Here is a 23,739-nt window from a genome sequence, read left to right as displayed (position 1 = left end):
AGCCCAACGGCATTAATATACACGAAAACATGTTTTTTTCATTACCCTCTGCGCCACCTTGCCCCCGCCAGGCCACCCGCAATGGCTTACTTGGCGTCGAGCAACTGTTCCAGCTGCGCCTTGCCCAGCGCCCCAGCCACTAGGCGGCCGTTGCCGAACACCAGTGCCGGCGTGCCGGTCACCCCGAGCTTTTCGCCCAGCGCCAAGTTACGCTCGATCGGCGTGTCGCATGCGTCGCTGCCCGCAGGCTTGACGCCGGTGTCCATCCAGGTGCGCCAGGTCTTGAGCCGGTCGGCAGAACACCAGATCTGCTTGGCCTTGTGCATCGCATCCGGATGCAATTGGGTCAGCGGGAACAGGAAGGTGTAGATGGTGACGTTGTCGACCCCCTTCAGCCCCTCCTGCTCCAGTTGCTTGCAGTACGGACAATCCGGGTCGGTGAACACCGCCAGTTTGCGCGCGCCGTTGCCGCGTACTTCCTTGAAGGCGTCGGCGAACGGCAGGGAATCCCAGGCAACATGGTTGAGTTCGGCCTGACGCGCTTCGGTCAGGCTTTGCCCGCTTTTGACGTCGATCAGATCGCCGACGAACAGATAACTGAGTTTCTGGTCGACATAGACGATCTGGTTACCCTGCACGTCGACTTCGTAGATGCCCTTGAGCGGGGTGGCTCGCACGGCCAGCACCTGGCGGTCGGCAAAGCGCTGTTCGAAGGCTTTCTTCACCGCGACGAGCGTGGCATTGCCGCTGTTGTCGGCATTGGCGCCGCAAGACAAGAGCGCCGGCAAAATCCCGGCCAGTGCCAGGCGAATCAGGGTTTTGTTCATTGCAGTCCTTATTTAAAAACCCACGGCAACGCGGGCCAGCTGCCGCTTGAGCGGCCCAAGGTGGTTGACGAGCGACAACCCGGTATTGCGCAACCGCGCCAGACCGGGCAACGCTGGTTGATGGAACAGGCGGAATAGACCGTCGCAGGCTGTCTGCATGGTCAACACAGCTTCCCTGCGACTGCGTTCGTAGCGCCGCAAGCGTATCCATTCGCCGGGGTCGCCTTGCCGTCCGATCGATGCGGCCAACATCGCCGCATCCTGGAACCCCAGATTGACGCCCTGCCCGGCTAGCGGATGCACGGTATGCGCCGCGTCGCCCAATAGCGCCAGCCGCTGCCGAACGACATGCTCCGGCCGAATGAGGCGTAACGGAAATGCGGCGGCGGGCGTCATGGTGGTCAATGCGCCAAGCGCCTCGCCACCGGCACGGGCCACCGTGTCGGCCAGCGCGGCGTCATCCAATGCCAAAAGACGCGCGGAATCGGACATTGACCATACCATGGAAATTCGGTTCCCTGGCAGTGGCAACCAAGCCAGTACGCCATCGCCGAGAAACCACTGGCGTGCGCACTCGCCGTGAGGCCGCTCGCAGGCAAAATTGGCGACCACGCCGGACTGGCCATAGGACTTGACCGAGGCGGCAATACCCGCCTCGCGCCGCAACCAGGAGTTGGCGCCGTCGGCCCCGGCCAACAGCGCGGCTTTGAGAATGCGGCCGTCATCCAGCGTCAGCTTGGCTTGTCGGACGTCGCTGTCGAAATGTCGGGCCCGTTGCCCTTCGATCACGACGATATCGCTCTGGCGGATCGCCTGCCACAGGGATGCCAGCATCCAACGGTTTTCGGCAATGCTAGCCAGTTCGGTTGCGCCGATCTCGGCAGCACTGAAGACCAGGCGACCGTCGAGATCGCCGCGCACATCCATGCTGGCGATGCGGCCGATACGCTCGGCGCCGGGCCAGGCCGCCAAGCTTGCCAAGAATGCTTGGTTCTGTGGGCTGACGGCGTAGATGCGCGCGTCCCAGCCCGCCTCCAGGCCGGCCAACGCCGGCGGATTCGGCTCGACCAGTGCCACCTCGCGCCCCTGCCTCGCCAGCGCCAGCGCCAGGCTGGCACCGACCAGACCGCCTCCGCTGACGATCACATCGAAGGTTTGCTCGCTCATAAACCGGCCCCTACACCGAACACCAGGTGGCCGGCAAAGCGCCTACGCAATGGCGGCAAGACATCGAGCAGGTTCATGCCGAGCGCGCGTGCGGCGCCGACCAGCGGCGCTTGCGACTCGAACAACTGCATCAATCCATGCGTAAAGCCGATGACCGCGCGGGTATCGAGCTTGCGAGCGGCGGCGTAACGCGCTAACGGCGTGCGTTCGCCGGGATCCGCCGCGCCGTCGAGCAGGCGCGCCAGCGACACGGCATCGCGGATACCCAGGTTCAAGCCCTGGGCCGCGACAGGATGCAGCGTCTGCGCGGCATTGCCGATCAAGGCCACGCGGTTGCCGACCACACGGCTGGCTTGTCGCAGCCTTAGCGGAAAGCTGGCGACATCGCCGATCGAGCGCACCGCACCTAGCCGTTCGCCGAGGGCTTGCTGCAAGGCGGCCGCCAAGGCATCCGGCGGGCCTTCGCAAAGCCGCGCGGCATCGGCCGTGTCGCGGGTCCAGACCAACATGCAATCCTCACCGTGCGGCAACAGCGCCAGCGGGCCTTGACGGCTGAATCGTTCGTAGGCCACGCCGCCATGCGGGTGGGTGAATTGCACTTGCGCCAGCAGCGCCGATTGCCGGTAGTCGTGCTCGCGCCGGCTGATATCGGGCAGTTGGTCGATCAAGGCGCCGCCATCGGCCAGCACGGCCAGCCGGGCGGTGGCGTCACCGCCGCGCTCGCCATCCCGATAGCGAAGGCGGACATAGCCGGACAAGGCATCGAGTGCCTCGACGCGGCAGCCCCATAGCACCTCGACGCCGGATGCCGCCAACTGCGCATCGAGTGCCGCGGTCAGCGCCGGGTAGTCGACGACCTGCCCCAAGTGAGGCAAGCCGACATCGGCGGCGCGGATCACCGTGCGGCCCCAACAACCCTGCTGCGAAACGTGGACGGTGTCGATCGCGGTGGCGGGCAGATCGACCGGCCAGCCGCCGACGTCCGCAAGGTGGCGCTGGCTGGCGGACGATAACGCCAGCGCCCGGGCGTCGCGAATCGCGGCGCCGGCCGACCTGGCTTCGAACAACAGCACGCGCCGCCCCTGGCGGGCGAACAGCAAGGCGGCCAACGCGCCGGCCGGGCCACCGCCGATCACGGCAATATCGCCGTGCAGAACATCGATACTCATGAGCTGCGTCGACCCGGCATCAAGCCATCAGCGCTTCGATATCGTCGATGCGCTTGGGCACTTCGGCGGTATAGATCTCGCGGCCTTCATGCGTAATCAGCACGTCGTCCTCGATGCGGATGCCGATATTGCGCAGCGCTTCGGGCACGTTGTCGGCCGGACGGATGTACAGGCCCGGTTCGACGGTGGTGCACATGCCGGGTTTGAATTCGCGCCACTCGCCACCCACCTTACGCTTGCCGACATCGTGCACGTCCAGGCCGATCATATGGCCGACGCCATGCATGTAGAACTGGCGATAGGCTTCGGATTCGATGATGCCGTCGACAGTGCCCGCGAGGAGTTTCAGGTCGATCATGCCCTGAGCCAACACGCGCAGTGCGGCATCGCCCGGCGCGTTGAAGCGCGCCCCCGGACGCAGGGTGTCGATGGCGGCAAGCTCGGCGGCCAACACGATTTCGTAGACGTCGCGCTGCGCGGCGCTGAACTTGCCGTTGACCGGAAAGGTGCGGGTAATGTCGCCGGCGTAGCCATTGAGTTCGCAACCGGCGTCGATCAGCAGCAACTCACCGTCGTTGAGACGCTGATTGTTGCCGACATAGTGCAGCGTGCAGGCATTGGCGCCGCCGGCGACAATGCTTTCGTAGGATGGGTAGCGCGCACCGTTCTTGATGAAGGTGTGCAGGATTTCGGCTTCGATCTGATATTCGTTCATGCCTGGGCGTGTAGCCTGCATGGCGCGCACATGCGCTTCGGCCGACAGCTTGCCGGCGCGGCGCAGCATGCCTATTTCGTACTCGTCCTTGACGATGCGCATTTCATCCAAGAGCGCCAGCACGTCGCCGAAATGCGCCGGCACTTCGACGCCGATGCGGAAGCGCGCGCGCAATTCATCCAGCCAGCCGGACACGCGGGCGTCGAACGCCGCGTTACGGCCGACCGGCCAATGGACGCTCGGCTGCCCGGCCAAAATATCGGGCATGCGACTATCCAGCTCGCCGACCACGTAAGCCTCGTCGAAGTCGAATTCCTGCTTGGCGCCTTCCGGGCCATAACGGAAACCGTCCCACACTTCGCGTTCCGGGTTCTTCTCGCGGCAGAACAGAATGCTCTTTTTATTGGTCGCGTCGAGCACCAGCACGGCACCGGGCTCGCCAAAGCCGGTCAGGTACCAGAAGTGGCTGTCGGAACGGTAGGGATAGTGGGTATCGGCATTGCGAATAGCTTCGGGGGCGGTGGCCAACACCACGACGCCGGAACCGATTTGCGCCATCAGACGAGCGCGTCGTTCTGCATGCATCTGTTTCATGATCGGGTTCTTTCGAGCTTGAGACGAGGTGCAGTGTACACCTCTATGCAGTTGGCGTGGAGCACCGAGCAGAGATGACGAATCAATATCCCAAAAAGCAAAACGGCAGGACTGACGCCTGCCGTTTCATATCACATACTTACCGATGGCGTTACGCTTCGTCGAACTCGGCCGAGGTATACACTTCCTGCACGTCGTCCAGGTCCTCCAACGCATCGAGCAGCTTTTGCATGCGCGCGGCATCGTCGCCCGCCAGTTCGGTCGCGTTCTGCGGACGCATGGTCACTTCGCCCATCTCGGCTTTGAAGCCGGCGGACTCAAGCCTAGCCTTGACGTCGCTGAACTCGTATGGACCGGTGATCACTTCGATCGAACCGTCGTCGTTGCTCACCACATCTTCTGCGCCGGCCTCCAGCGCCGCTTCCATGATGGCATCTTCGTTCGCGCCCGGCGCGAATACCAAATAGCCGCAATGCTTGAACTGGAAAGCCACGCAGCCATCGGTACCCATGTTGCCGCCGTACTTGGAGAAGGCATGGCGCACGTCGGCCACGGTGCGGGTCTTGTTGTCGGTCAAGCAGTCGACCATCACGGCCGCGCCACCGATGCCGTAGCCTTCGTAGCGGACTTCGACGTAATCGACGCCTTCCAGACTGCCGCTACCTCGGTCGACGGCGCGCTGGATGTTGTCCTTGGGCATGTTGGCGTCAAGCGCCTTGTCCACCGCCAGGCGCAGACGCGGATTGATGTCGGCATCGCCGCCGCCCATGCGAGCCGCCACAGTGATTTCCTTGATCAGGCGCGTAAAGATCTTGCCGCGCTTGGCATCGGCGCGCTCTTTCTTGTGCTTGATATTCGCCCACTTGCTATGTCCTGCCATAGTCGCCTCAACACATGAAGGGCCGCCGATCTACCGACCGCGGCCCGGTTTGAATCCGGAACGTCCCGGGCACCGACGGCATATGCCGCGAGCACCCCGCAACGTGCGGGCATTCTAGCAGTCTGGCGTTATTTTCGCACTATCCCCCCAGGCTGCCGCCGCCCATCCGTCAGGGCTGTTTCAACCAAGGCGCCTCCGGGGTCCAGAACAGCAGATCCGCACCGAGATAATCGGTGGCGAAGTTGACCACTTCGTCCTTGGTGAACGGTTTGTGCGTTTCGGGATTGGTATAGGTCAGCGTCGGCTCCTGGATCGCCATCGCCACCACCGGCAGTTTTCCTTTGTAGCGGTGGAAGAACGGATAAGCATTCTTCATCTGGCCTTTGCGGTACGGCACCACGTCCGGGCCGCCCAGGCCGATGCGATTGTTGGCGGCGAAGGTGAACAGGCGCGACATATAACGGTGATCGTTATCCCATTCGCACGGCCAGAAGTTGACGTACTGCACCACCAGCGACTTCTTGAAGGCGCTGCGCGTCACGCTCATGTTCTGCACCTCGGCATTGAAGTAACGCTCGCAGCTGAAGCCGGTCTTGTCGTGCTTCTGGTCGATGTCGATGGCGGTTTCCGGCAGGTTGACGCCATACACCTTGCCGTCGAACCGCGCCGCCAGCGCCTTGAGCAGCGCCTGGTAACGCCGCTGTACCGCCGGGTTCCATTGCTGTGCCACCCATCCCATGGCCGGCGCCTTGCCCTGTCCTGGATTGTCCACCTGGGGCACGATGCCGCCCTTGTATACCGGGTCGTCCATCAGGTAGGCCGGCACGTTTTTGGCGGTGGGTTCGAAGAAACGGTCCTGGATCTGGATGAACAACTTCTTGTTCAGCTTCTCGGTATAGGCCAGATCGGTTTCGATGGCCGAGAAGTCGTATTGGCCCTTGCCCTGCTCCAGGCCCTTCCAGTTGTACACCACTTGAACGCCGGCGATGTCCGGGCGCGCTAGCAAGTCATGCAATCGAGGTAGATCGCCCGAACTCGCAAACAGGAAATTGACCGGCGCCGCCACGGCAGCGATGGCGGACAGCGACAGGCACAGTCCCGCCGCTAGCGATGCAGAAAGGAAACGCATGATAATCGATCCGGAAAAAAATAATGGTTTCGGTAGACCGTTATGATTTACAGGAAGTTCAGTCGTTAGTGGGTCACACGGAACATCGCCAGCGCGAAGGCAAAGCCCTGCTGGTACATCTGCTCGACGATCGGCACCATCATCGGCAGGGAAATATAGAGGGCGATGAAGCCGATACCCAGTGTCAACGGAAAGCCGAAGGACATGATGTTGAATTGTGGCGCGGCACGGGTCATGACACCGACGGCCAGGTTGGTCATCAGCAGCGCGGCAATCACCGGCAGCGCAAGCCATAGCCCCCAGAAGAAAATGTGGCTCCCCCACTCGGCCAACGTGCGCCAGGTCAGCCAGGGGATCGACTTGCCGATCGGCATCACCTGAAAGCTGTCGATCAGCGTCGCCAATATCACCTGGTGGCCGTTGAAGGATAGAAACAGCAGGGTGACGAACAGCGACAACAAGGTGGCGACAGTCGGCACCTGGGCCGCATTCTGCGGATCGAACATGGTGGCGAAACCCAACCCCATCTGGTTGGCGATGATCAAACCGGCAAGTTCGACCGCACTCATCACCAGCCGCATGACGAAGCCGATGGCGATACCGATTAGCACTTGCTGGATCAACGTCACAGCGCCTTCGGCGGAAACCAGGGCAATCAGCGGGAATTTCGGCAACACCGGCGTGATGAGCAAGGTCAGAAATAAGGCGAATCCCGCTTTATAGGTTCGCGGCACATTGCGCGAAGAATAAAACGGATCGGCCATCATGATGCCGGTGATGCGCGCGAACGGCCAGACGAACAGGCCAAGCAAGGCATTGATCTCGTTATCGCTGAAAGTCACCATGTGCGCGTCAGCCGATAACGTTGGGTATGCTCTTGAACAACCGCACAGTATAGTCGACCAGGGTATTGAGCATCCACGGCCCGGCCAGCACCAGGGTGATGAACAGCGCCAGGAGCTTGGGGATGAAGGTCAGGGTCATTTCGTTGATCTGCGTCGCCGCCTGCATGATGCTGACGAACAGGCCGACCACCAGCGACACCAAAAGGACCGGCGCACTGATCAGAATCAGCATATACAACGCGTTTTGAACGATGTTGATGACCAGTTCCGGGGTCATGTCGGGCTCCCTGTGCTTAGCCGGTGTAGAAACTCTGTACCAGCGACCCCATCAACAGCGTCCAGCCGTCCACCAGGACGAACAGCATCAGCTTGAATGGCAGGGATATCATCGCCGGCGACACCATCATCATCCCCATGGCCATCAAGATACTGGCCACCACCAGGTCGATGATCATAAACGGGATATAAACCATGAAGCCGATCTGGAAGGCGGTCTTCAGTTCGCTGATGACATAGGCCGGGATCAGGGTTTTCATCGAAACGTCGTTCTTGGTCGCCGGCCGCGGCGACTGCGAGATATCGATGAAGAACTGCAGATCCTTCTCGCGCGTCTGGCGCAGCATGAAGGTTTTCATCGGGCGGCTTGCCGCGTCCAGCGCCTGATCCATGGTGATCTTGTCGGCCGAAAACGGCTGCCAGGCGTTGGCATAGACCTGATCCAGCGTCGGCCCCATGATAAACAACGTCAGGAACAGCGATAACCCCACCACCACCTGGTTCGGCGGCGTGGTGGTAGTACCCATGGCTTGGCGCAGCAGGGACAGTACGATGATGATGCGCGTGAACGAGGTCATCATCAGCAGCATGGCCGGAATGAAGGTCAACCCGGTCATGAACAGCAGCATCTGCACGCTGAGCGAATAATTCTGCCCACCGCCGGCGGCGGGGGTGCTGGTCATCATCGGCAAGCCGGCAGCCTGACTCGCCACCGGCATCAGGGCCCAAAGCAGCCCAAAAAGCAAAATAAAGCGTTTCATCGATTGTTATCGTCTTTAACGGACCGCTGACGTTGCAACGCGGCCTTGAACCAGCGGGCGAACGGGTCGGCTACCGCCACAGGCGGCAGCTCGGTGCCGGCCGGGCGCGGCCGACTCTCGAGCAGATTGATCGACTGGGCCGTGACGCCCAGTACCAGCCATTGCTCTTCGAGTTCGACGATCACCACCCGTTCTCGTTGACCGACCATGACGGCACTGACCACGCGCATATGACGCGGCATGCCGACCATGCCGCTCGACAAGCGGCGAAACAGCCAGGCGCAGCCGACGATGACCGCCAGCACCACAGCCAGACCGAATATCACCTGCAACAGCCCGAGTAGCCCAGTCGGCGCAACGGCTACGCCGTCGGCGGCGAGCGCGACACCGGGCAGCCAACAAAGCGCGAGCGCGGGCCGGATCATTTCTGAAGCCGGCGAATACGCTCTGCCGGCGTAATGATATCCGTCAGGCGGATACCGAACTTATCGTTGACCACCACCACTTCACCTTGGGCAATCAGGCAGCCGTTGACTAGCACGTCCATCGGCTCGCCGGCCTGGCCGTCGAGTTCGACCACCGAGCCTTGCGCCAATTGCAGCAGATTGCGAATCGCGATTTTGGTTCGCCCCAGCTCGACGGTCAGTTGAACCGGGATATCCAGAATCATGTCCAGATTGCTGGGTACGCCGCCGCCACTATCGGCCCCGCCGCTGAGCTCCTGGAACAGGTTGTTGGCCGGCAGCGGGTCGGGGGCCGCTGGCTCGGCGACGGCGGCGTCGGCGACTTCCTGCTCGGCCATCGCGGCCGCCCAGTCGTCCATGGAGATTTCATCTTCGGCGCCCGCGCCGGTATTTTGCTGATCAGTCATCGTGTTCGCTTCCTCCCGCCGGCGGCTCGGCGAACTCATTCGCGCCAGCCAACACGGTTTCGACACGCAACGCATAGTGGCCTTGCAGCGTGCCGTACTTGCAATCGAAAACTGGAATTCCAGACACATCGGCCACGATCTTGTCCTGAATGTCCATCATGATCACATCGCCCTGCTTCAGAGTGAGAATCTGTCCCAACGTCACCTGGGTCGCACCCAGCGTCGCCACCAGATCGACCTCGGCCGCTTGCACTTGGCGCGACATCAGGGTGATCCAGCGGTTATCGACCTCGGTACGGTCGGCTTGCATGGTACTCGACAGGATGTCTCGAATCGGCTCGACCATCGAATACGGCAGACAGATGTGGAAATCGCCGCCGCCCGCACCCAGTTCGATATGGAATGTCATGGCCACCACGACTTCCGTCGGCGTGGCGATGTTGGCGAACTGGGTATTCATTTCCGAGCGTAAGTAGACGAATTCGATCGGGTACACCGGCTCCCAGGCCTTTTGGCATTCGTTGAACACCACTTCCAGCAGGCGTCGGATTATACGCTGCTCGGTCGGGGTAAAGTCCCGTCCCTCGACCCGCACATGATAGCGGCCGTCGCTGCCGAACAGATTGTCGACCACCAGAAACACCAAGTCCGGATCGAAAATCAGCAGGCCTGTACCGCGCAGGGGTTTGACGTGTACCAGGTTTAGATTGGTCGGCACCACCAGGTTGCGAATAAATTCGCTGTATTTCTGCACCCGCACCGGTCCGACCGAGATTTCGGCGTTGCGGCGGATGAAGTTGAACAGGCCGATGCGCAGGTTGCGCGCGAAACGCTCGTTGATGATCTCGAGCGTCGGCATACGGCCGCGGACAATACGCTCCTGCCGGCCGATGTCATAGTTATGAACACCTTCCGAATCGCTGCCGCCGTTGTCCTCATCGTTCTCGCCGGTGACGCCCCTAAGCAGGGCATCCACCTCTTCCTGGGACAGGATTTCGTCGCCCATAGCCTACGAGTTCTGGATGATGAAAGAGGTAAACAAGACGCTCTTCACAGGCTCGTCGCCGCCGCTATCCATGGCGCCGTTGATCACCTGCTTGACCTGATTTTTTAATTTTAGCTTACCTTCCGGGGTACCCAGCTCTTCGGCCGACTTGGCCGACAAAAGCAGGATCACGGCGCTTCGCACCTTGGGCATGTAACTGGTCAAGCGCTCCTGCGCGCTGGCATCGGTCAATTCGGCCTGCATGTCGACCTGCAACAGCGCGCTGCCCTGCCCGGACAGATTCACGACGAAAGTATCGAGCTTGGAGAAGACTGGAGGCGCGTCGGATTTTTTGGGTTGCGCCGCCGCTTGCGCTTGCCCGCCGGCAGAATTGTGGCTGAAGAACATCATATAGCCGACGCCGCCGACACCGCCGATCAAGACGACCAGGAGCAGCGCGACGATGATCATGAGCTTATTGCCGCCACCGCGGGGCTTTTCTTCGGGAGCGCCCTTATCCGCTTTTTTCTCTTCTGCCATTGCCTGTCAGCCTGTATGTTGGTATTCCGAGATTCTAAACTAGTTTTTTATTATATCTGTCAGAAACCAACATGTGCAGGACAATGGTCAAGATCAAGCAAAGATACTGAGCACTCCGCGAGAGGCCTTGATGTTGGCCAGAGTATCGAACTCCTCCCCTTCGGACGGCTGATTTTGGCCATTGCCTCGTCCATTACGGGCGTTCTGTTGTTGTTGCTGAGATTGCCCGCCGGAGACCTGGGCGTCACCGAGCTGGATGCCGCTGGCAGACATCATCGAATGCAGGCGCGGCAGACTATCTTGCAGCGCCGCCCGTGTAGCGGCGGAGTCGGCGTTGAAAGTCACCTGGGCATTGTTGCGTCCGTCCATTTTCAGCGTCACGTCGATTGGCCCAAGCTCGGGCGGATTGAGCTGAATATGCGCGGTTTCGGCCTTGAGCGTCACCATGCCCATCACCTGATCGCCCAGCGATTTGGTCCAAGCAGGCGTACCGACCTGTTGCGGAATATTGAAGGTCGGCTTGGTCGTTGGCGTATCTTGCGGCACGGCATGCGCCTGCATCGCCAGGGATTGCGGCAAATTTGTCGGCTGCGAGGCGGCATCCTGCGGCAATTTTTGCAGGGCATCGTCTTTGCCGGCGGAAAGCGGCTGGAACAGATTGCCGAGACTATCGGCCGACGTCTGCCCGGCTTTGTCGCCCATCGAGGCCGCGCCGTTCTGCGCCAACAGTGTGGCGGATTCAGCGGCACTGAGCGGATCGGCCACCGTGCGCTTGGCGTCTTGCGCCGCACTATCGCCAGCCGTCGTCGGTGGGACCGGCGTCGGCGGCACCTGCGGTTGTATCAACAGCAAGGCGGGATTGGGCAAGGGGTTGACGGGGACGGCACTGGCATCGGTATCGCCGTGTTTGGCGGGCTTGGCCGACTTATCGCCATCCTGGGACGAAGGGTTTGCACCGGCGATCGTTCCCTGGCTGCCATCGAGGGCGCCAAGCTGCGCGTCGAGCATACGGGCGAAGACGTCTTGCCCGTTCTGCGGCTGCCCCTGATTGGCCTGGGTGTTTTGGGTATTTTGGGCGCTCTGGACGTTCTGTCCGGTCTGGGCCGCCTGCCCGCTCTGATCGGTAGACGGCGTCGCATTGCCGGTCGCGTCTTTACCCGAGCCACTCCCTTGAGCGGGCGGCGTTTGCGCGCTAAAAGCGGCGGCCGGCGAAGAACTGTTGGCAGCCAGTGCCGAGGCGGCAGGCGAGACAGACAGGGCGATGGGCATAGAGCATACCTCCACAAAATTGCCCATTTAAAAGCAATTAGCGTGCCAATCACTCTTCCGGCTGCGATTGATCCCAGAAACGACGCGTGGCGAATTCGTCCGTGGCCTTCTGCATGCGCCGGGCCTCGGCGCGCTGGGCGCGTAGCGCCTCGCGCGCCATCAACTTCTCGTAGGCCTTGAGCTTCTTGCGTTCGTTCTGCCAAGCCAGGCGTTCCAGCATAAAGCGCTGAATGCAGCGGTCGACTTCGCCCTGCTGAATCTCCAGCGCCTCCTCCAGACGCCGCAAAAAGCGCTGGAAATCCTGCCACTGGGTGATGCCCATGCCACGGATGCCGCCGGAGGTCAGGCGCTGCTGATACTCCTGCAAAAAGGTCTGCAGCTGCGCCAGCTTGCCTTGGGCGGCGACTTGGCTTGCCTGCGCCTTACGCATACGCTCGGCGCAGGCCTCGACCTTTTCCTGGGACAGATTGAACAGCAGGGCATATTTGCTTTGCGCCATGAGCGGCTACCCGATGGTCAGCGCAGCACGTTGCGCAGTTGCTCGACGGTGGAGGGAAAATCGTGCGAGTCGTGCATCGGCTGCATCAAAAACGCCGCCATCTGGGCCTCGCGGCGGATGGCCTCGTCAAGCAACGGATCGGAGCCCGGCACGTAAGCGCCGACGCTGATCAGATCCTTATTGCGCTGGTAGCGCGAATACAGCTGCTTAAAGCGACGCGCGAGCTCGGTATGCTCGCGGTCGACCACATCCACCATCACCCGGCTGATCGACTGTTCGATGTCGATGGCCGGGTAGTGACCGGACTCGGCCAGTTCGCGACTCAACACGAAGTGGCCGTCTAGAATGGCGCGCGATGCGTCGGCGACCGGGTCTTGCTGGTCGTCCCCCTCGGACAACACGGTATAGAAAGCCGTGATCGACCCACCGCCCTCGGCGGCATTGCCGGCACGCTCGATCAGTTGCGGCAACCGGGCGAACACCGACGGCGGATAGCCCTTGGTTACCGGCGGCTCGCCGATGGCCAGCGCGATCTCTCGCTGCGCCATGGCGTAGCGCGTCACCGAGTCCATCAACAACAGCACGTCGAGGCCCTGATCGCGGAAATATTCGGCCAGCGCGGTGGCGTAGGCGGCACCATGCAGACGCATCAACGGCGGCATATCGGCCGGTGCGGCCACGACCACGGCGCGGCGGCGGCCTTCGTCGCCCAGGATGTTCTCGATGAAGTCCTTCACTTCTCGGCCGCGCTCGCCGATCAGGCCGACCACCACCACATCGGCGCGGGTGAAGCGCGCCATCATGCCTAGCAGCACGCTCTTGCCGACGCCGGAACCGGCGAACAGCCCAAGACGCTGGCCACGCCCGACAGTCAAGAGGCCATTGATGGCGCGTACACCGACGTCGAGCACATCTTTGACCAGCGAACGGCCGAGCGGGTTGATGGGTTGACTGTGCAGCGGGAAGAACGCCTCGGGATGAATCGGCCCCAACCCATCGAGCGGCCGCCCGAGCGAATCGAGCACGCGCCCAAGCAAAGTGGCGCCGACCGGCACCAGGCGCCCCGCCGGGCCATTGACCCGGGCGGCGACGGCGGTCTTGCCGTAGTGTGGCGGATGATTGGGCGCGAGCGGCGTAATCGGCGTGCCGGGCTGCAGACCGTGCACATTGGACAGCGGCATGAGAAACAATTTATCGCCGGAAAAGCCGACGACCTCGGCCTCTACGCGATGCCCTTCGGCCAACTCGACCTGGCAGGCACTGCCGACCGGCAACTTGAGACCCACGGCCTCCATAACCATGCCGGTAACGCGTGTGAGCCGACCGCTCGCAGGCGACAACACCGCCTCGTCGGCGACACGACCGCACTCGCTCAAGAACTGACGCTGACGCGCCCCCAGCGAATCAAACGTTGTCGACATCGTCATCGTCGGTTTCCTCCGCCAGACCCAGCGCGCGCGACATGGCGGCCAACCGCGCAGGGTGTGTCAGGTCTTGGCTAAGCGAGGGGGTTTCCACCAGGCAGCCGCCACGCGGCACCGACGCATCTTCGATCCATTGCCAAACCGTTTCCGGGCGCTCTTGCTGCAAGAATGCGCGCGCGACGCCGAGGTCGAGCGGGTTGACTCTCAGCCGCCCTTGCGCCAGCGTGGCGGGCAGTGCGGCCAAAGCCTGGCGCAACAAGGGCTCGATCGCACGGGGATCAGCGGCCAAGTGCGCAGCCACCAGTCGCTCGGCAAGCTTTACCGCGAGCGCCAGCACGTCGCCCGACAGCTGCGTTTCGAGCGCATGCAAGGCATCGGAAAACCCCGTCGCCAACTGCTCCAGTGGCGCCCAGGCTTCGGTAAAGCGCTGCTGAGCCTCGGCCAAACCGGCGGCCAGGCCTTCTCGCTGTCCCCATTCGCGCCCTTCCGCTTCGCCGGCCGCAAAACCGGCATCATGACCCGTCTGCCAAGCTTCCTGGTGAATCGACTCCAGTTCGGCGGCCGTGGGATACCCCAGCTGCGGGGCTGGCGGAGCGGTCTCGATCTCGTCGGGCTCGGGTAGGGGTTCGATCGACATAGGCGTTTCAGCGGGCGCGAGACTGGCGGTCAGCGCTTCGACTTGGGCGGCAGTCAACCCATCGAACGGCTGCGCAGACTTCTGCTCGCCAAGCTTCCCGGACTGCAATTCGCCCATCGACCAGCTCTGCCAATCGGATAGCTCGTCGGCCGGGATGATGCCCTTATTCGACAAGTCCTTCATCACCACCCTTGCTGCCTAGCACGATCTGACCATCGTCGGCGAGTTTGCGCACGATCTTGAGGATTTCCTTCTGCTCGGCCTCGACCTCGGACAACTTGACCGGCCCCTTGGCTTCCAGATCGTCGCGCAACATTTCCGCTGCGCGCTGCGACATGTTGCGGAAAATCTTTTCCTTGAGTTCGCTGCTGGTACCCTTGAGTGCCACCACCAGCGAGTCGGTCTGCACTTCGCGCAGAATGGTCTGGATGGAGCGATCGTCGACTTCGAGCAGGTTTTCGAACACGAACATCTTGTCCTGGATACGCTGCGCCAGCTCGGGGTCGTATTCGCGAATGTAGTTGAGCGCCGACGCCTCGACCGTGTTGCCCATGAAGTTGAGGATCTCGGCGGTCATGCCCACGCCACCGGCCGCGCTCTTCTTGAGACGATCCGACCCCGACAACAGTTGGGTCAGCACATCGTTGAGCTCGCGTAGCGCCTGCGGCTGCACGCCTTCGAGCGTCGCGGTCCGGATCAGCACCTCGTTGCGCAGACGCTCGGGAAAATAGGCCAGGATGGAGCTCGCCAGATCGGGGTCGAGATGCACCAGGATGGTCGCGATGATCTGCGGGTGTTCGTTGCGGATCAAATCGGCAGCGGAGCTGGGATCCATCCACTTCAGGCTCTCGATACCGCTGTGGTCGTTACCCTGCATGATGCGGTCGAGCAGGTTGGCCGCCTTATCCGGCCCCAACGCCTCGACCAGCACGTTGCGCAGGTATTCGTCGGACGCGCCGATGCTGGCGCGTGCCTGACACTCCTCGCGGAACTGGCCGATGACCTTGTCGATCTCCTCGTGACTGAGGTTATTGATCGCGGCCATGGCCAGCGAAATCTTCTGCACTTCCTTCGGGCCGAGATACTTGAACACCTCGACGGCATGAGCCTGACCGAGGCTGAATAGCAGCACGGCGCTACGGTGGACTCCGGCATCACTCATCTGAGCTGATCCATTCCTTGATGATCTGAGCGGCCATGCGCGGATCGGCCTTCACCATCTCGCGCGCCAGCTCGATATTGTCAGCATAGTGCTTACGCTGCAGATAGCGCGGATCCTTGTTGCGCGCCTCTTCGGACAACGGATTGCCGTTTTCGTCCACCAACTCCTCGTCGCCTGCCACCGCCAACAGCCGTCCGCCCTCGACCGCGAGCCCCGGCTCGATGCCGCCGGACTCGGGCGTAGCCGGACGCGGCGGCCGCAATACCTCGCGCACCACCGGGCGCACCACACCGAACAGCAGATATAGGGCGGCAATGGCCACCAACGCGTACTTCAGAATGGCGGTGCCGTTGTCGCTGACGAAAGTAAAGGCACGATCCTTCAACGTCACCGGCGCTAGCGCATCGGCGAAGGCCGCATTGACCACGTTGACGCTGTCGCCGCGCGACTGGTTGAAGCCGATGGCCTCGTGCACCAGATTGTTGACCTGTAGCATCTCCTGCGCGGTCAACGGCGTGGGCTTCAAGTCGCCGTTACGGTCGGGCAGATTGCGGTAGTTGACCACCACCGCGGCGGTCAGCCGCTTGAGAATGCCCTTGGGCAGGGTGGTGTGCGAAATGGTCTTGTCCACTTCGTAATTGGTGGTGATGTCGCGCTCGACCGCGCCGTTCTGCCCTAACGACTGCCCGGACAGCGTCTGCGTACCGGGCAACGCGCCCGGCGGCAGCGTGATCGGCGCGGAGGCCGCGGACGGCGGCTGGTTCGACAGCGAGCCCGGCACACCGGTCGGCTGGGTGCTCGAATTGTTCAGTTTCTCGACGATCTGCTGACTGCGGGTCGACGACGGATTCGGACTGGAGTTGGGGCGATAGGTTTCCGAGGTCTGTTCGACTTCGGAGAAATCGAGCGAGGCACTGACCTGGGCATGTGCGTTGCCCTTACCGAAGATCGGTTCCAGGATCGCCTCGATCCGCTTGGCGTAATCGTCCTCGACCGAACGCACATACTTCAACTGCCGCGAATCGAGCCCATTGCCCGAGGCGTCCAGATCCGGCGATTGCGACAGCAGATTGCCGTCCTGGTCGACGATGGTCACGTTCTTGACCGCGAGCCCCGGCACGGCGCTCGACACCAGGTGCAACATGCCGGCGACTTGTCCCGCGTCGAGCACGCGACCCGGGTAGAGGCTGAGCATCACCGACGCGGTCGTCGGTTCTTGCTCGCGCACGAACACACTCTGCTTAGGTGTGGCGATATGCACGCGGGCGCTTTGCACCGCGTCGACGGATTCGATGGTCCGCGCAAGCTCGCCCTCGATCGAGCGCTGATAGTTGACCTGCTCGGCGAACTGGCTGATGCCGAATTTCTGGTTGTCCATCAGTTCGAAACCGACGCCGCTGGCCTTCGGCAAACCTTGCGCCGCCAGCTTGAGGCGGATGTCGTACACCTGATCGGACGGCACGGAGATGACACCGCCGGCACCGAGCTGATAGGGAACGTTCATCTGCTGCAGGGCCGCGGTGACCTGGCCACCATCGCGATCGGCCAAATTGGCGAACAGGATCTTGTAGGCCGGCTCGCGGTTGACCAACGCGAAACCGATGACGACAGCGAACAGCGCCGCGATGGCGCCGTAGAAGAGAAACTTCTTGTTGGGCGGCAGCGCCTTGAAGCGCTCGAGCGCTTCATTCAGGCGGACACGCCACGCGGGTGTATTTTCGTTTTCTGCCAGATCTGCCATACAGTGGTTTTAGCTTTCGGTTCTAACCGCTGCCGGCAAGCGGACAGGACAGCGCTAGACCTGGGTATTCATAATGTCCTGATAGGCGGAGACCAGCTTATTGCGCGCCTGGACCATGGTCTGGAACGACAAGCTGGCTTTCTGCAAAGATACCATAACATCTTGCAGATTGACGCTCTCGTCCCCCAACTCGAACTGCTTTTGCATTTCCTGCGACGTCTGCTGTGCGGAATTCACCTGATCGATGGTGGACTTCAGCACATCGGCAAAATCAACCTGAGGCGTCTCTTGCTGCTGCGAAGCGGCCGGCTTGCCCGCGGCCAGGGCGGAAGCCGATCTGAGCTCACTCAGCAGCTGATCGATTCCTTGCGTCGACATGGTCAACTCCCAAACTTGTTACGGTGGTGGCATTGCCGCACCGCCATCTTCTTCGCGATAGCGCTGCAGCTTGTAGCGCAGGGTGCGTTCGCTGATGCCGAGTTTCTCGGCTGCCAGCTTTTTTACCCCGCCCACGGCCGCCAGGGTTTCCAAAATATGGCGCTTTTCCAACGAACGCATATCGGCATCAGCCTCGTCGTTCGCGAGTTCGGCGCGTGGGGCAACCTGTTCCGCAAGCCCGGAGTGCGGATCCAGCATTAGATCGGCGGCAAGAATTGCCGGTCCGGCGGCAAGAATCACCGCCCGCTGCATCACATTTTCCAGTTCGCGGATGTTACCCTCCCACTCATAGGCCGTCAATTGACGTTCCGCCTCGACAGACAGCGTCAAATTCGTTCTTTCCGCCGCCTGTGCATACCTTTTAAGCATACGCCGTGCCAGGGGCAGAATATCATCGCGCCGATCGGCCAGCGCGGGGATCTTCAGCGGGAACACATTCAGACGGAAATACAGGTCTTCGCGGAAGCGGCCATCGTCGACGAAGCTCTGGATATCGCGGTTGGTGGTTGCCACGATACGAATGTCCAACCGAATGGTTCTGGAGCCGCCCACCCGCTCCAATTCGCGCTCCTGCAACACCCGCAGCAACTTGGCCTGCAGCGCCAGCGGCATTTCGGTGACTTCGTCCAGCAGCAACGTGCCGCCCTGCGCCTGTTCGAACTTGCCCGGCATGGCGTGACTCGCACCGGTAAACGCGCCCTTCTCGTGGCCGAATAACGTCGACTCCAACAAGGTATCGGGAATGGCGGCGCAGTTGACCGCCACGAAAGGGCCTTCGCGCCGTTTGGAGTGACGGTGGATATAGCGCGCCAACACTTCCTTGCCGCTACCGCTCGGACCGGACAGCAGCACGGTGGCGTCGCTCTGCGCCACGCGGCTTGCCAGCGAGAACAATTGCCGCATCGCCGCGGACTCCGCCACCACCTCGCCACGATCCTCTTCCGGCATGCGCAGCAAGTGCTTTTCCACTTCGGAGATCAAATCCTGCGGCTCGAACGGTTTGAGCAGATAGTGGGTCGCGCCGGCGCGCAACAGATCGATAGCACGCTCGATCACACCATAGGCGGTCATCAGAATGAAAGGCAGGCCCGGGTGGCGCTGTTTGACCTCCGCGAACAAGGTGTAACCGTCCATCGGCGCCATCTGCGCGTCGGAAATGATCAGACCGACCGGCGCCTCTTGCAGGCGCGCCAGCGCGCTGGTGCCATCGTGGGCCTCCAGCGTCTGATACCCGGCCAAGCTCAGCGTATCGACAATGGCCTCGCGCAGGTCGGCATCGTCCTCGACCACCAGAACAGGGAGAAAATTCATCGGATAGAAAATCAGTTAGTCGGTTGTCGTTGTTTGGCCAGCACCACCAATCGACTGGCAATGGCGTTAAGCGGCAGCACCTCGTGGGTCGATCCGTTGGCGATGGCCTCCTTGGGCATGCCAAACACCACGCAGCTAGCCTCATCCTGGGCGATATTGTACGAGCCGGACTGCCGAAGCTCCAGCATCCCGTTGGCGCCATCGCGCCCCATGCCGGTCAAGATCACGCCGATGCAGTTGCGGCCGGCCACGTTGGCGGCCGAGCGGAACAACACATCCACCGACGGACGGTGGCGATTGACCGGCTCGCCGTTCGACAAGGCGGTGGCATAGCCGATGGTCGGCGCCGACTTGACCATCAAATGCGAATGCCCCGGCGCGATATAGACCGTCCCCTCGTGCAAACGCTCGTCGCTTCGCGCCTCCTTGACCTCCAGTTTGCACAGACTGTTGAGCCGCTCGGCGAAGGAGTGGGTAAACATCTCGGGCATATGCTGGGTGATCAAGATGGGCGGCATTTCCTTGGGCAAGGCCGTGAGAAGTACACGCAGCGCCTCGGTACCGCCGGTCGAAGAACCGATGACGATCACCGTCTGCCGCGCCAGCGGCTGGCGCCCCGGCGTGAGCGGCAAAATGACATCGGCACTGAGGCTAGGCACAACATGCAGAGGCTGATCAGAACGCGCACGCTCCATGAATTGCTCACCCCTTTATTTTTTGTTGGATCGATTGGCTTTAGCTTAGCAGTTGCGACCGCGCACCACTATCTATTACACACAAACAAATCGCATGGGTTAGGGCCTGTCGACGATCTTTTCGATCCAGCCATCGCACGCCGCTTCGAGCAGATCGAGTACATGATCGAAGCCAGTCGGCCCGCCGTAGTAGGGATCCGGCACCTCGCGCTCGCTCCCCGCCGGCAGCACATCCAACATCAACGCCAACTTGTGCTGCAGCGGTGCCGGGCAACGCGCGCGCAGATCGGCCAGATTGTGCCGGTCGGCCGCCAGAATCAAATCGAAACGCTCGAAATCGTCCGCAGTGACCTGCCGGGCGATCTGCGCCGACAGATCGTAACCGCGCTGACCGGCCGTGCGTTGCGAGCGGCGGTCCGGCGCCTCGCCGGTATGGCAACCGCTCGTACCCGCCGAGTCGACCCGTAGCACCTCGCTCAAGCCGGCCCGAGCAGCCCGGCTCTTCATCACCCCCTCCGCCGTCGGCGAGCGACAGATATTGCCGTGGCAAACAAACAATACCGCGAAGCCGCGCTTAGCATCGATCATTCGCTTCTCCTCACTCGCCATTGATGAAGGCGGCCTCTTTGAGCGCCTTCAATTCGTCGCGCAACTGCGCCGCGCGCTCGAAGTCCAGATCGCGCGCCGCGGTCATCATCTCCTTCTCCAGGCGCTTGATCTCGCGCGACAGTTCCTTCTCGTCCATGCGCGCCACGCGGCGATCGAGTGCACGCTTGCGATTTTCCGCCTCGCCGCCGGCATGATAGACGCCATCGATCAGATCCTTGATTTCCTTCTTCACGCCTGTCGGTACGATGCCATGCGCCTCATTGAAGCCGAGCTGCTTATGACGCCGGCGCTCGGTTTCGTCGATCGCGCGCTGCATCGAATTGGTCATACGATCGGCATACAAAATCGCCTGGCCGTGCAAGTGCCGCGCCGCGCGGCCGATGGTCTGGATCAGCGAACGCTCCGAACGCAGGAAGCCTTCCTTGTCGGCATCCAGGATCGCCACCAGCGACACCTCGGGAATATCCAACCCTTCGCGCAGCAGGTTAATACCGATGAGCACGTCGAACATACCAAGACGCAGATCGCGAATGATTTCCACCCGTTCCACGGTGTCGATGTCCGAGTGCAAGTACCGTACCTTGATGCCGTGCTCGGTGTAATAGTCGGCCAACTGCTCCGCCATACGCTTGGTCAGCGTGGTCACCAGCACGCGTTGATTGCTGTCCACGCGGGCGCGAATCTCGGACAGCAGATCGTCCACCTGCGTGGTCACCGGACGGATAATCACTTCCGGGTCGACCAGGCCGGTCGGGCGCACCACCTGCTCGACCACTTGGCCGGCATGCGTTGCCTCGTACTCGGAAGGCGTGGCGGACACGAAGACAGCCTGCGGCATCAAGCGCTCGAACTCTTCGAAGGTCAGCGGCCGGTTATCCACCGCCGAGGGCAAGCGGAAGCCGTAATCGACCAGATTGACCTTGCGCGCCCGGTCGCCGCGATACATGCCGCCGACCTGCGGAATCGTCACGTGCGACTCGTCGATGAACATCAGCGCGTTTTTCGGTAGATAGTCGATCAGCGTCGGCGGCGGATCGCCGGCCGCACGACCGGAAAAATGGCGCGAGTAATTTTCGATCCCCTTGCAGAAACCCATCTCGTACAGCATTTCCAGATCGAAACGCGTGCGCTGCTCAAGCCGCTGCGCTTCGACCAGCTTGCCCTCTTGCTGAAAGAAAGCCACCCGCTGATTGAGCTCCAACTTGATCTTCTCGCAGGCCTTGAGCACGGTATCGCGCGGCGTCACGTAATGGCTGCCGGGGAACACCGTAAAGCGGCCCAGCCGCTGGCGCGTGGTGCCGGTTAACGGGTCGAACAGCGTCAAGGCCTCGATCTCGTCGTCGAACATCGCCACCCGCAACGCCAACTCCGCGCTTTCCGCCGGGAAAATATCGATGACGTCGCCGCGTACCCGGAACGAGCCGCGGCGAAAATCCATTTCCGCCCGCTCGTACTGCATGCCGACCAGGCGGGCGATGATCGCACGCTGCTCCAGGCGCTCGCCTTCCTTCAAATGCAGAATCATTTGATGGTAGTCGGAGGGATCGCCGATACCATATATTGCGGAAACTGTTGCAACAATGACGCAGTCCGGGCGCTCCAGGATCGACTTGGTGGCCGACAGACGCATCTGCTCGATGTGCTCGTTGATGCTCGAGTCTTTTTCGATGAAAAGATCTCGGCTGGGCACATAGGCTTCCGGCTGATAGTAGTCGTAATACGAAACGAAATACTCGACTGCGTTACTCGGGAAAAACTCGCGCATCTCGGCATAAAGTTGCGCAGCCAGGGTTTTATTGTGCGCCATAATGATCGCCGGGCGACCTGTTCGCGCAATAACATTGGCCATCGTGAACGTTTTCCCGGAGCCGGTCACCCCCAGCAACGTTTGATATGCCAGCCCGTCCGACAGCCCTTCGACCAGTTGGTCGATGGCGCCAGGCTGGTCGCCGGCAGGCGGAAACGGTTGATTCAGTAAGAACGGACTGTCAGGAAAGCTGACTTGCATGGCGGCAAACTCGGCTGCGGATCGAAATCGTATTTTAGCGCACTTGGCCCGACACGGATTCAATTGGGCCTTTTTAGGCAAAATTTGCGAATTATTGCCCACACAAAAACTATGCTTGATTAAAATAGGGCCACAAACATTTATCCCTAACGGCGGTACTCCTCTAAAACCCTTTCCCATCTTCGATCGGCGAGGGTTTTAGACGGGTTCCGCCAGGCATAGGAAAGGTACCTGATGTTGAAGCATTTCGCTGGCTGGCTGGCCATGACTCTGGCCGCCGCGGCCGTGCCCGCAGGGGCGCAGGCCCAACCGATCGCCCAAACCGCTACCGTCCGCGTGACGGAGCAGATGGCTTTCTATACCGCTCCGCGCCTGTCGGCCCAGTCGGTCCTGGTGCTCAACGGCAATACCGGCGAACCGCTCTACGAAAAACGTGTCGACCAACGCCAACCCATCGCCTCGATCAGCAAGCTGATGACCGCTATGGTCCTGCTCGATTCGGGCGTATCGCTCGATGAGCCGATCGCCGTCACCGACGCCGAAATCGATCGCGTCAAGCACACCCGTTCGCGCCTGGCCGTCGGCACCACCCTACCGCGCAAGGAAATGCTGCTGTTGGCGTTGATGTCGTCCGAGAATCGTGCCGCCGCCGCACTAGCGCGGACCGCGCTGCCCGGCGGAACCCGCGCCTTCGTCGCGCGCATGAACGACAAAGCGCGCCAGCTCGGCATGAGCGACTCGGTGTTCTACGACCCGACCGGCCTGGACATGCGCAATACCTCCACGGCCCGCGACTTGGCGCGCATGGTCAAGGCGGCGCAAAACTACCCGCTGATCAAAGAATTCACCACCACCTCGCAACATGAAATCTATTCGGTCTCCAACCGCCTGCTGCAGTATCGCAACAGCAATGCGCTGGTGCGCGAAGGCAGTTGGGACATCGCGTTGCAAAAAACCGGCTACATCAACGAAGCCGGCCATTGCATGGTGATGGAAGCCACCGTCGGTACCCAGCCGCTGATCATCGTCATCCTGTCTTCCGGCGGCGGCCAATCGCGCGCCAACGATGCGCGAGCCATCAAGAGCTGGTTGGAAAGCCACCCGCAGAGCTGGCTCGCGGCGAGCTGATCGCCCACCAGGCCGAATGGCAAATAAGAAAAAAGCGCGAATTTCGCGCTTTTTTCTTA

The 23,739-nt window shown here is 61.6% G+C and carries 25 protein-coding genes; 1 reads left to right on the top strand and 24 read right to left on the bottom strand.

What is annotated here, in order from left to right; all coding sequences use genetic code 11:
- Window positions 1-86: 86 nt before the first annotated feature.
- The 24 genes from DFP86_RS01715 to uvrB all read right to left on the bottom strand — a co-directional run bounded on the left by DFP86_RS01715 (window position 87) and on the right by uvrB (window position 22,552).
- A complete protein-coding gene (locus tag DFP86_RS01715; RefSeq protein WP_133678261.1) occupies window positions 87-827 on the bottom strand; it encodes a DsbC family protein in 741 nt (246 codons plus the stop codon).
- Window positions 828-839: 12 nt separating this feature from the next.
- The gene (locus tag DFP86_RS01710) at window positions 840-1,994 is read right to left on the bottom strand and encodes a UbiH/UbiF family hydroxylase (RefSeq protein WP_133678260.1); all 1,155 of its coding nucleotides are present in this window, start codon (window positions 1,992-1,994) and stop codon (window positions 840-842) included.
- The gene (locus tag DFP86_RS01705) at window positions 1,991-3,163 is read right to left on the bottom strand and encodes an FAD-dependent monooxygenase (protein WP_133678259.1); all 1,173 of its coding nucleotides are present in this window, start codon (window positions 3,161-3,163) and stop codon (window positions 1,991-1,993) included. The genes DFP86_RS01710 and DFP86_RS01705 overlap by 4 nt, the downstream gene beginning before the upstream one ends.
- A 19-nt stretch (window positions 3,164-3,182) precedes the next feature.
- A complete protein-coding gene (gene pepP / locus DFP86_RS01700; protein WP_208108178.1) occupies window positions 3,183-4,472 on the bottom strand; it encodes a Xaa-Pro aminopeptidase in 1,290 nt (429 codons plus the stop codon).
- A gap of 151 nt (window positions 4,473-4,623) precedes the next feature.
- A complete protein-coding gene (locus tag DFP86_RS01695; protein WP_133678258.1) occupies window positions 4,624-5,352 on the bottom strand; it encodes a YebC/PmpR family DNA-binding transcriptional regulator in 729 nt (242 codons plus the stop codon).
- A gap of 169 nt (window positions 5,353-5,521) precedes the next feature.
- Complete coding sequence (locus DFP86_RS01690) at window positions 5,522-6,481, bottom strand: hypothetical protein (protein ID WP_133678257.1); 960 nt, start codon at window positions 6,479-6,481, stop codon at window positions 5,522-5,524.
- A gap of 65 nt (window positions 6,482-6,546) precedes the next feature.
- A complete protein-coding gene (gene fliR / locus DFP86_RS01685) occupies window positions 6,547-7,326 on the bottom strand; it encodes a flagellar biosynthetic protein FliR (protein ID WP_133678256.1) in 780 nt (259 codons plus the stop codon).
- A gap of 7 nt (window positions 7,327-7,333) precedes the next feature.
- A complete protein-coding gene (gene fliQ / locus DFP86_RS01680) occupies window positions 7,334-7,603 on the bottom strand; it encodes a flagellar biosynthesis protein FliQ (RefSeq protein WP_133678255.1) in 270 nt (89 codons plus the stop codon).
- Window positions 7,604-7,619: 16 nt separating this feature from the next.
- The gene (fliP, locus tag DFP86_RS01675; RefSeq protein WP_133678254.1) at window positions 7,620-8,363 is read right to left on the bottom strand and encodes a flagellar type III secretion system pore protein FliP; all 744 of its coding nucleotides are present in this window, start codon (window positions 8,361-8,363) and stop codon (window positions 7,620-7,622) included.
- Complete coding sequence (gene fliO, locus DFP86_RS01670) at window positions 8,360-8,788, bottom strand: flagellar biosynthetic protein FliO (RefSeq protein ID WP_133678253.1); 429 nt, start codon at window positions 8,786-8,788, stop codon at window positions 8,360-8,362. Before fliO ends, fliP begins: the two co-directional genes overlap by 4 nt.
- Window positions 8,785-9,234, bottom strand: a complete 450-nt coding sequence (gene fliN / locus DFP86_RS01665) for a flagellar motor switch protein FliN (protein ID WP_133678252.1) — start codon at window positions 9,232-9,234, stop codon at window positions 8,785-8,787. Before fliN ends, fliO begins: the two co-directional genes overlap by 4 nt.
- Window positions 9,227-10,240, bottom strand: a complete 1,014-nt coding sequence (fliM, locus tag DFP86_RS01660) for a flagellar motor switch protein FliM (protein ID WP_133678251.1) — start codon at window positions 10,238-10,240, stop codon at window positions 9,227-9,229. Before fliM ends, fliN begins: the two co-directional genes overlap by 8 nt.
- Window positions 10,241-10,243: 3 nt before the next feature.
- A complete protein-coding gene (locus tag DFP86_RS01655; RefSeq protein WP_133678250.1) occupies window positions 10,244-10,759 on the bottom strand; it encodes a flagellar basal body-associated FliL family protein in 516 nt (171 codons plus the stop codon).
- A 93-nt stretch (window positions 10,760-10,852) separates the two neighbouring features.
- On the bottom strand, window positions 10,853-12,028 hold the full coding sequence (locus tag DFP86_RS01650; RefSeq protein ID WP_166642105.1) for a flagellar hook-length control protein FliK: 1,176 nt from the start codon (window positions 12,026-12,028) through the stop codon (window positions 10,853-10,855).
- Between the two features lie 49 nt (window positions 12,029-12,077).
- Window positions 12,078-12,527: a flagellar export protein FliJ gene (gene fliJ, locus DFP86_RS01645; RefSeq protein ID WP_133678248.1), complete on the bottom strand. Its 450-nt coding sequence runs from the start codon at window positions 12,525-12,527 to the stop codon at window positions 12,078-12,080.
- A 17-nt stretch (window positions 12,528-12,544) separates the two neighbouring features.
- On the bottom strand, window positions 12,545-13,954 hold the full coding sequence (fliI, locus tag DFP86_RS01640; protein WP_279526881.1) for a flagellar protein export ATPase FliI: 1,410 nt from the start codon (window positions 13,952-13,954) through the stop codon (window positions 12,545-12,547).
- Complete coding sequence (locus DFP86_RS01635; RefSeq protein ID WP_133678247.1) at window positions 13,932-14,771, bottom strand: FliH/SctL family protein; 840 nt, start codon at window positions 14,769-14,771, stop codon at window positions 13,932-13,934. Before DFP86_RS01635 ends, fliI begins: the two co-directional genes overlap by 23 nt.
- Window positions 14,752-15,750 (bottom strand): flagellar motor switch protein FliG, encoded by a 999-nt coding sequence (fliG, locus tag DFP86_RS01630; protein ID WP_133678246.1) that lies wholly within the window; start codon window positions 15,748-15,750, stop codon window positions 14,752-14,754. The genes DFP86_RS01635 and fliG overlap by 20 nt, the downstream gene beginning before the upstream one ends.
- The gene (gene fliF / locus DFP86_RS01625; protein ID WP_133678245.1) at window positions 15,743-17,491 is read right to left on the bottom strand and encodes a flagellar basal-body MS-ring/collar protein FliF; all 1,749 of its coding nucleotides are present in this window, start codon (window positions 17,489-17,491) and stop codon (window positions 15,743-15,745) included. Before fliF ends, fliG begins: the two co-directional genes overlap by 8 nt.
- 54 nt (window positions 17,492-17,545) lie before the next feature.
- Window positions 17,546-17,869 (bottom strand): flagellar hook-basal body complex protein FliE, encoded by a 324-nt coding sequence (fliE, locus tag DFP86_RS01620; protein WP_133678244.1) that lies wholly within the window; start codon window positions 17,867-17,869, stop codon window positions 17,546-17,548.
- Between the two features lie 18 nt (window positions 17,870-17,887).
- Window positions 17,888-19,240 (bottom strand): sigma-54-dependent transcriptional regulator, encoded by a 1,353-nt coding sequence (locus DFP86_RS01615; protein WP_133678243.1) that lies wholly within the window; start codon window positions 19,238-19,240, stop codon window positions 17,888-17,890.
- Window positions 19,241-19,251: 11 nt separating this feature from the next.
- Window positions 19,252-19,935, bottom strand: coding sequence for a chemotaxis protein CheB (locus tag DFP86_RS01610; RefSeq protein WP_133678242.1), 684 nt, complete (start codon window positions 19,933-19,935; stop codon window positions 19,252-19,254).
- A 99-nt stretch (window positions 19,936-20,034) separates the two neighbouring features.
- Window positions 20,035-20,523 (bottom strand): low molecular weight protein-tyrosine-phosphatase, encoded by a 489-nt coding sequence (locus tag DFP86_RS01605; RefSeq protein ID WP_133678241.1) that lies wholly within the window; start codon window positions 20,521-20,523, stop codon window positions 20,035-20,037.
- A gap of 10 nt (window positions 20,524-20,533) precedes the next feature.
- Entirely contained in the window at window positions 20,534-22,552 is a 2,019-nt protein-coding gene (gene uvrB / locus DFP86_RS01600; RefSeq protein ID WP_133678240.1) for an excinuclease ABC subunit UvrB, read from the bottom strand.
- Window positions 22,553-22,786: 234 nt separating this feature from the next.
- Between uvrB and DFP86_RS01595 the strand changes: the two genes are divergently transcribed.
- A complete protein-coding gene (locus DFP86_RS01595; RefSeq protein WP_133678239.1) occupies window positions 22,787-23,680 on the top strand; it encodes a serine hydrolase in 894 nt (297 codons plus the stop codon).
- The last annotated feature ends 59 nt before the right edge of the window (window positions 23,681-23,739 follow it).

Origin of the sequence: Paludibacterium purpuratum, from assembly GCF_004363805.1 — a bacterium.
In the GTDB taxonomy this organism is placed as follows: domain Bacteria; phylum Pseudomonadota; class Gammaproteobacteria; order Burkholderiales; family Chromobacteriaceae; genus Paludibacterium; species Paludibacterium purpuratum.
The sequence above is the reverse complement of the archived record's forward strand: the minus strand, read 5'-3'. Positions and strand labels throughout refer to the sequence as shown.

Bases quoted from the DNA above. Each gene is read 5' to 3' on its own strand.
- fliR (WP_133678256.1), bottom strand. From the start codon at position 7,326: ATGGTGACTTTCAGCGATAACGAGATCAATGCCTTGCTTGGCCTGTTC.
- DFP86_RS01715 (WP_133678261.1), bottom strand. From the start codon at position 827: ATGAACAAAACCCTGATTCGCCTGGCACTGGCCGGGATTTTGCCGGCG.
- DFP86_RS01690 (WP_133678257.1), bottom strand. From the start codon at position 6,481: ATGCGTTTCCTTTCTGCATCGCTAGCGGCGGGACTGTGCCTGTCGCTG.
- DFP86_RS01635 (WP_133678247.1), bottom strand. From the start codon at position 14,771: ATGAAGGACTTGTCGAATAAGGGCATCATCCCGGCCGACGAGCTATCC.
- fliJ (WP_133678248.1), bottom strand. From the start codon at position 12,527: ATGGCGCAAAGCAAATATGCCCTGCTGTTCAATCTGTCCCAGGAAAAG.
- DFP86_RS01650 (WP_166642105.1), bottom strand. From the start codon at position 12,028: ATGCCCATCGCCCTGTCTGTCTCGCCTGCCGCCTCGGCACTGGCTGCC.
- fliG (WP_133678246.1), bottom strand. From the start codon at position 15,750: ATGAGTGATGCCGGAGTCCACCGTAGCGCCGTGCTGCTATTCAGCCTC.
- pepP (WP_208108178.1), bottom strand. From the start codon at position 4,472: ATGAAACAGATGCATGCAGAACGACGCGCTCGTCTGATGGCGCAAATC.
- DFP86_RS01595 (WP_133678239.1), top strand. From the start codon at position 22,787: ATGTTGAAGCATTTCGCTGGCTGGCTGGCCATGACTCTGGCCGCCGCG.
- DFP86_RS01710 (WP_133678260.1), bottom strand. From the start codon at position 1,994: ATGAGCGAGCAAACCTTCGATGTGATCGTCAGCGGAGGCGGTCTGGTC.
- fliE (WP_133678244.1), bottom strand. From the start codon at position 17,869: ATGTCGACGCAAGGAATCGATCAGCTGCTGAGTGAGCTCAGATCGGCT.
- DFP86_RS01705 (WP_133678259.1), bottom strand. From the start codon at position 3,163: ATGAGTATCGATGTTCTGCACGGCGATATTGCCGTGATCGGCGGTGGC.
- DFP86_RS01610 (WP_133678242.1), bottom strand. From the start codon at position 19,935: ATGGAGCGTGCGCGTTCTGATCAGCCTCTGCATGTTGTGCCTAGCCTC.
- fliP (WP_133678254.1), bottom strand. From the start codon at position 8,363: ATGAAACGCTTTATTTTGCTTTTTGGGCTGCTTTGGGCCCTGATGCCG.
- fliQ (WP_133678255.1), bottom strand. From the start codon at position 7,603: ATGACCCCGGAACTGGTCATCAACATCGTTCAAAACGCGTTGTATATG.
- fliF (WP_133678245.1), bottom strand. From the start codon at position 17,491: ATGGCAGATCTGGCAGAAAACGAAAATACACCCGCGTGGCGTGTCCGC.
- uvrB (WP_133678240.1), bottom strand. From the start codon at position 22,552: ATGCAAGTCAGCTTTCCTGACAGTCCGTTCTTACTGAATCAACCGTTT.
- DFP86_RS01615 (WP_133678243.1), bottom strand. From the start codon at position 19,240: ATGAATTTTCTCCCTGTTCTGGTGGTCGAGGACGATGCCGACCTGCGC.
- DFP86_RS01605 (WP_133678241.1), bottom strand. From the start codon at position 20,523: ATGATCGATGCTAAGCGCGGCTTCGCGGTATTGTTTGTTTGCCACGGC.
- DFP86_RS01695 (WP_133678258.1), bottom strand. From the start codon at position 5,352: ATGGCAGGACATAGCAAGTGGGCGAATATCAAGCACAAGAAAGAGCGC.
- fliI (WP_279526881.1), bottom strand. From the start codon at position 13,954: ATGACGATGTCGACAACGTTTGATTCGCTGGGGGCGCGTCAGCGTCAG.
- fliM (WP_133678251.1), bottom strand. From the start codon at position 10,240: ATGGGCGACGAAATCCTGTCCCAGGAAGAGGTGGATGCCCTGCTTAGG.
- fliO (WP_133678253.1), bottom strand. From the start codon at position 8,788: ATGATCCGGCCCGCGCTCGCGCTTTGTTGGCTGCCCGGTGTCGCGCTC.
- DFP86_RS01655 (WP_133678250.1), bottom strand. From the start codon at position 10,759: ATGGCAGAAGAGAAAAAAGCGGATAAGGGCGCTCCCGAAGAAAAGCCC.
- fliN (WP_133678252.1), bottom strand. From the start codon at position 9,234: ATGACTGATCAGCAAAATACCGGCGCGGGCGCCGAAGATGAAATCTCC.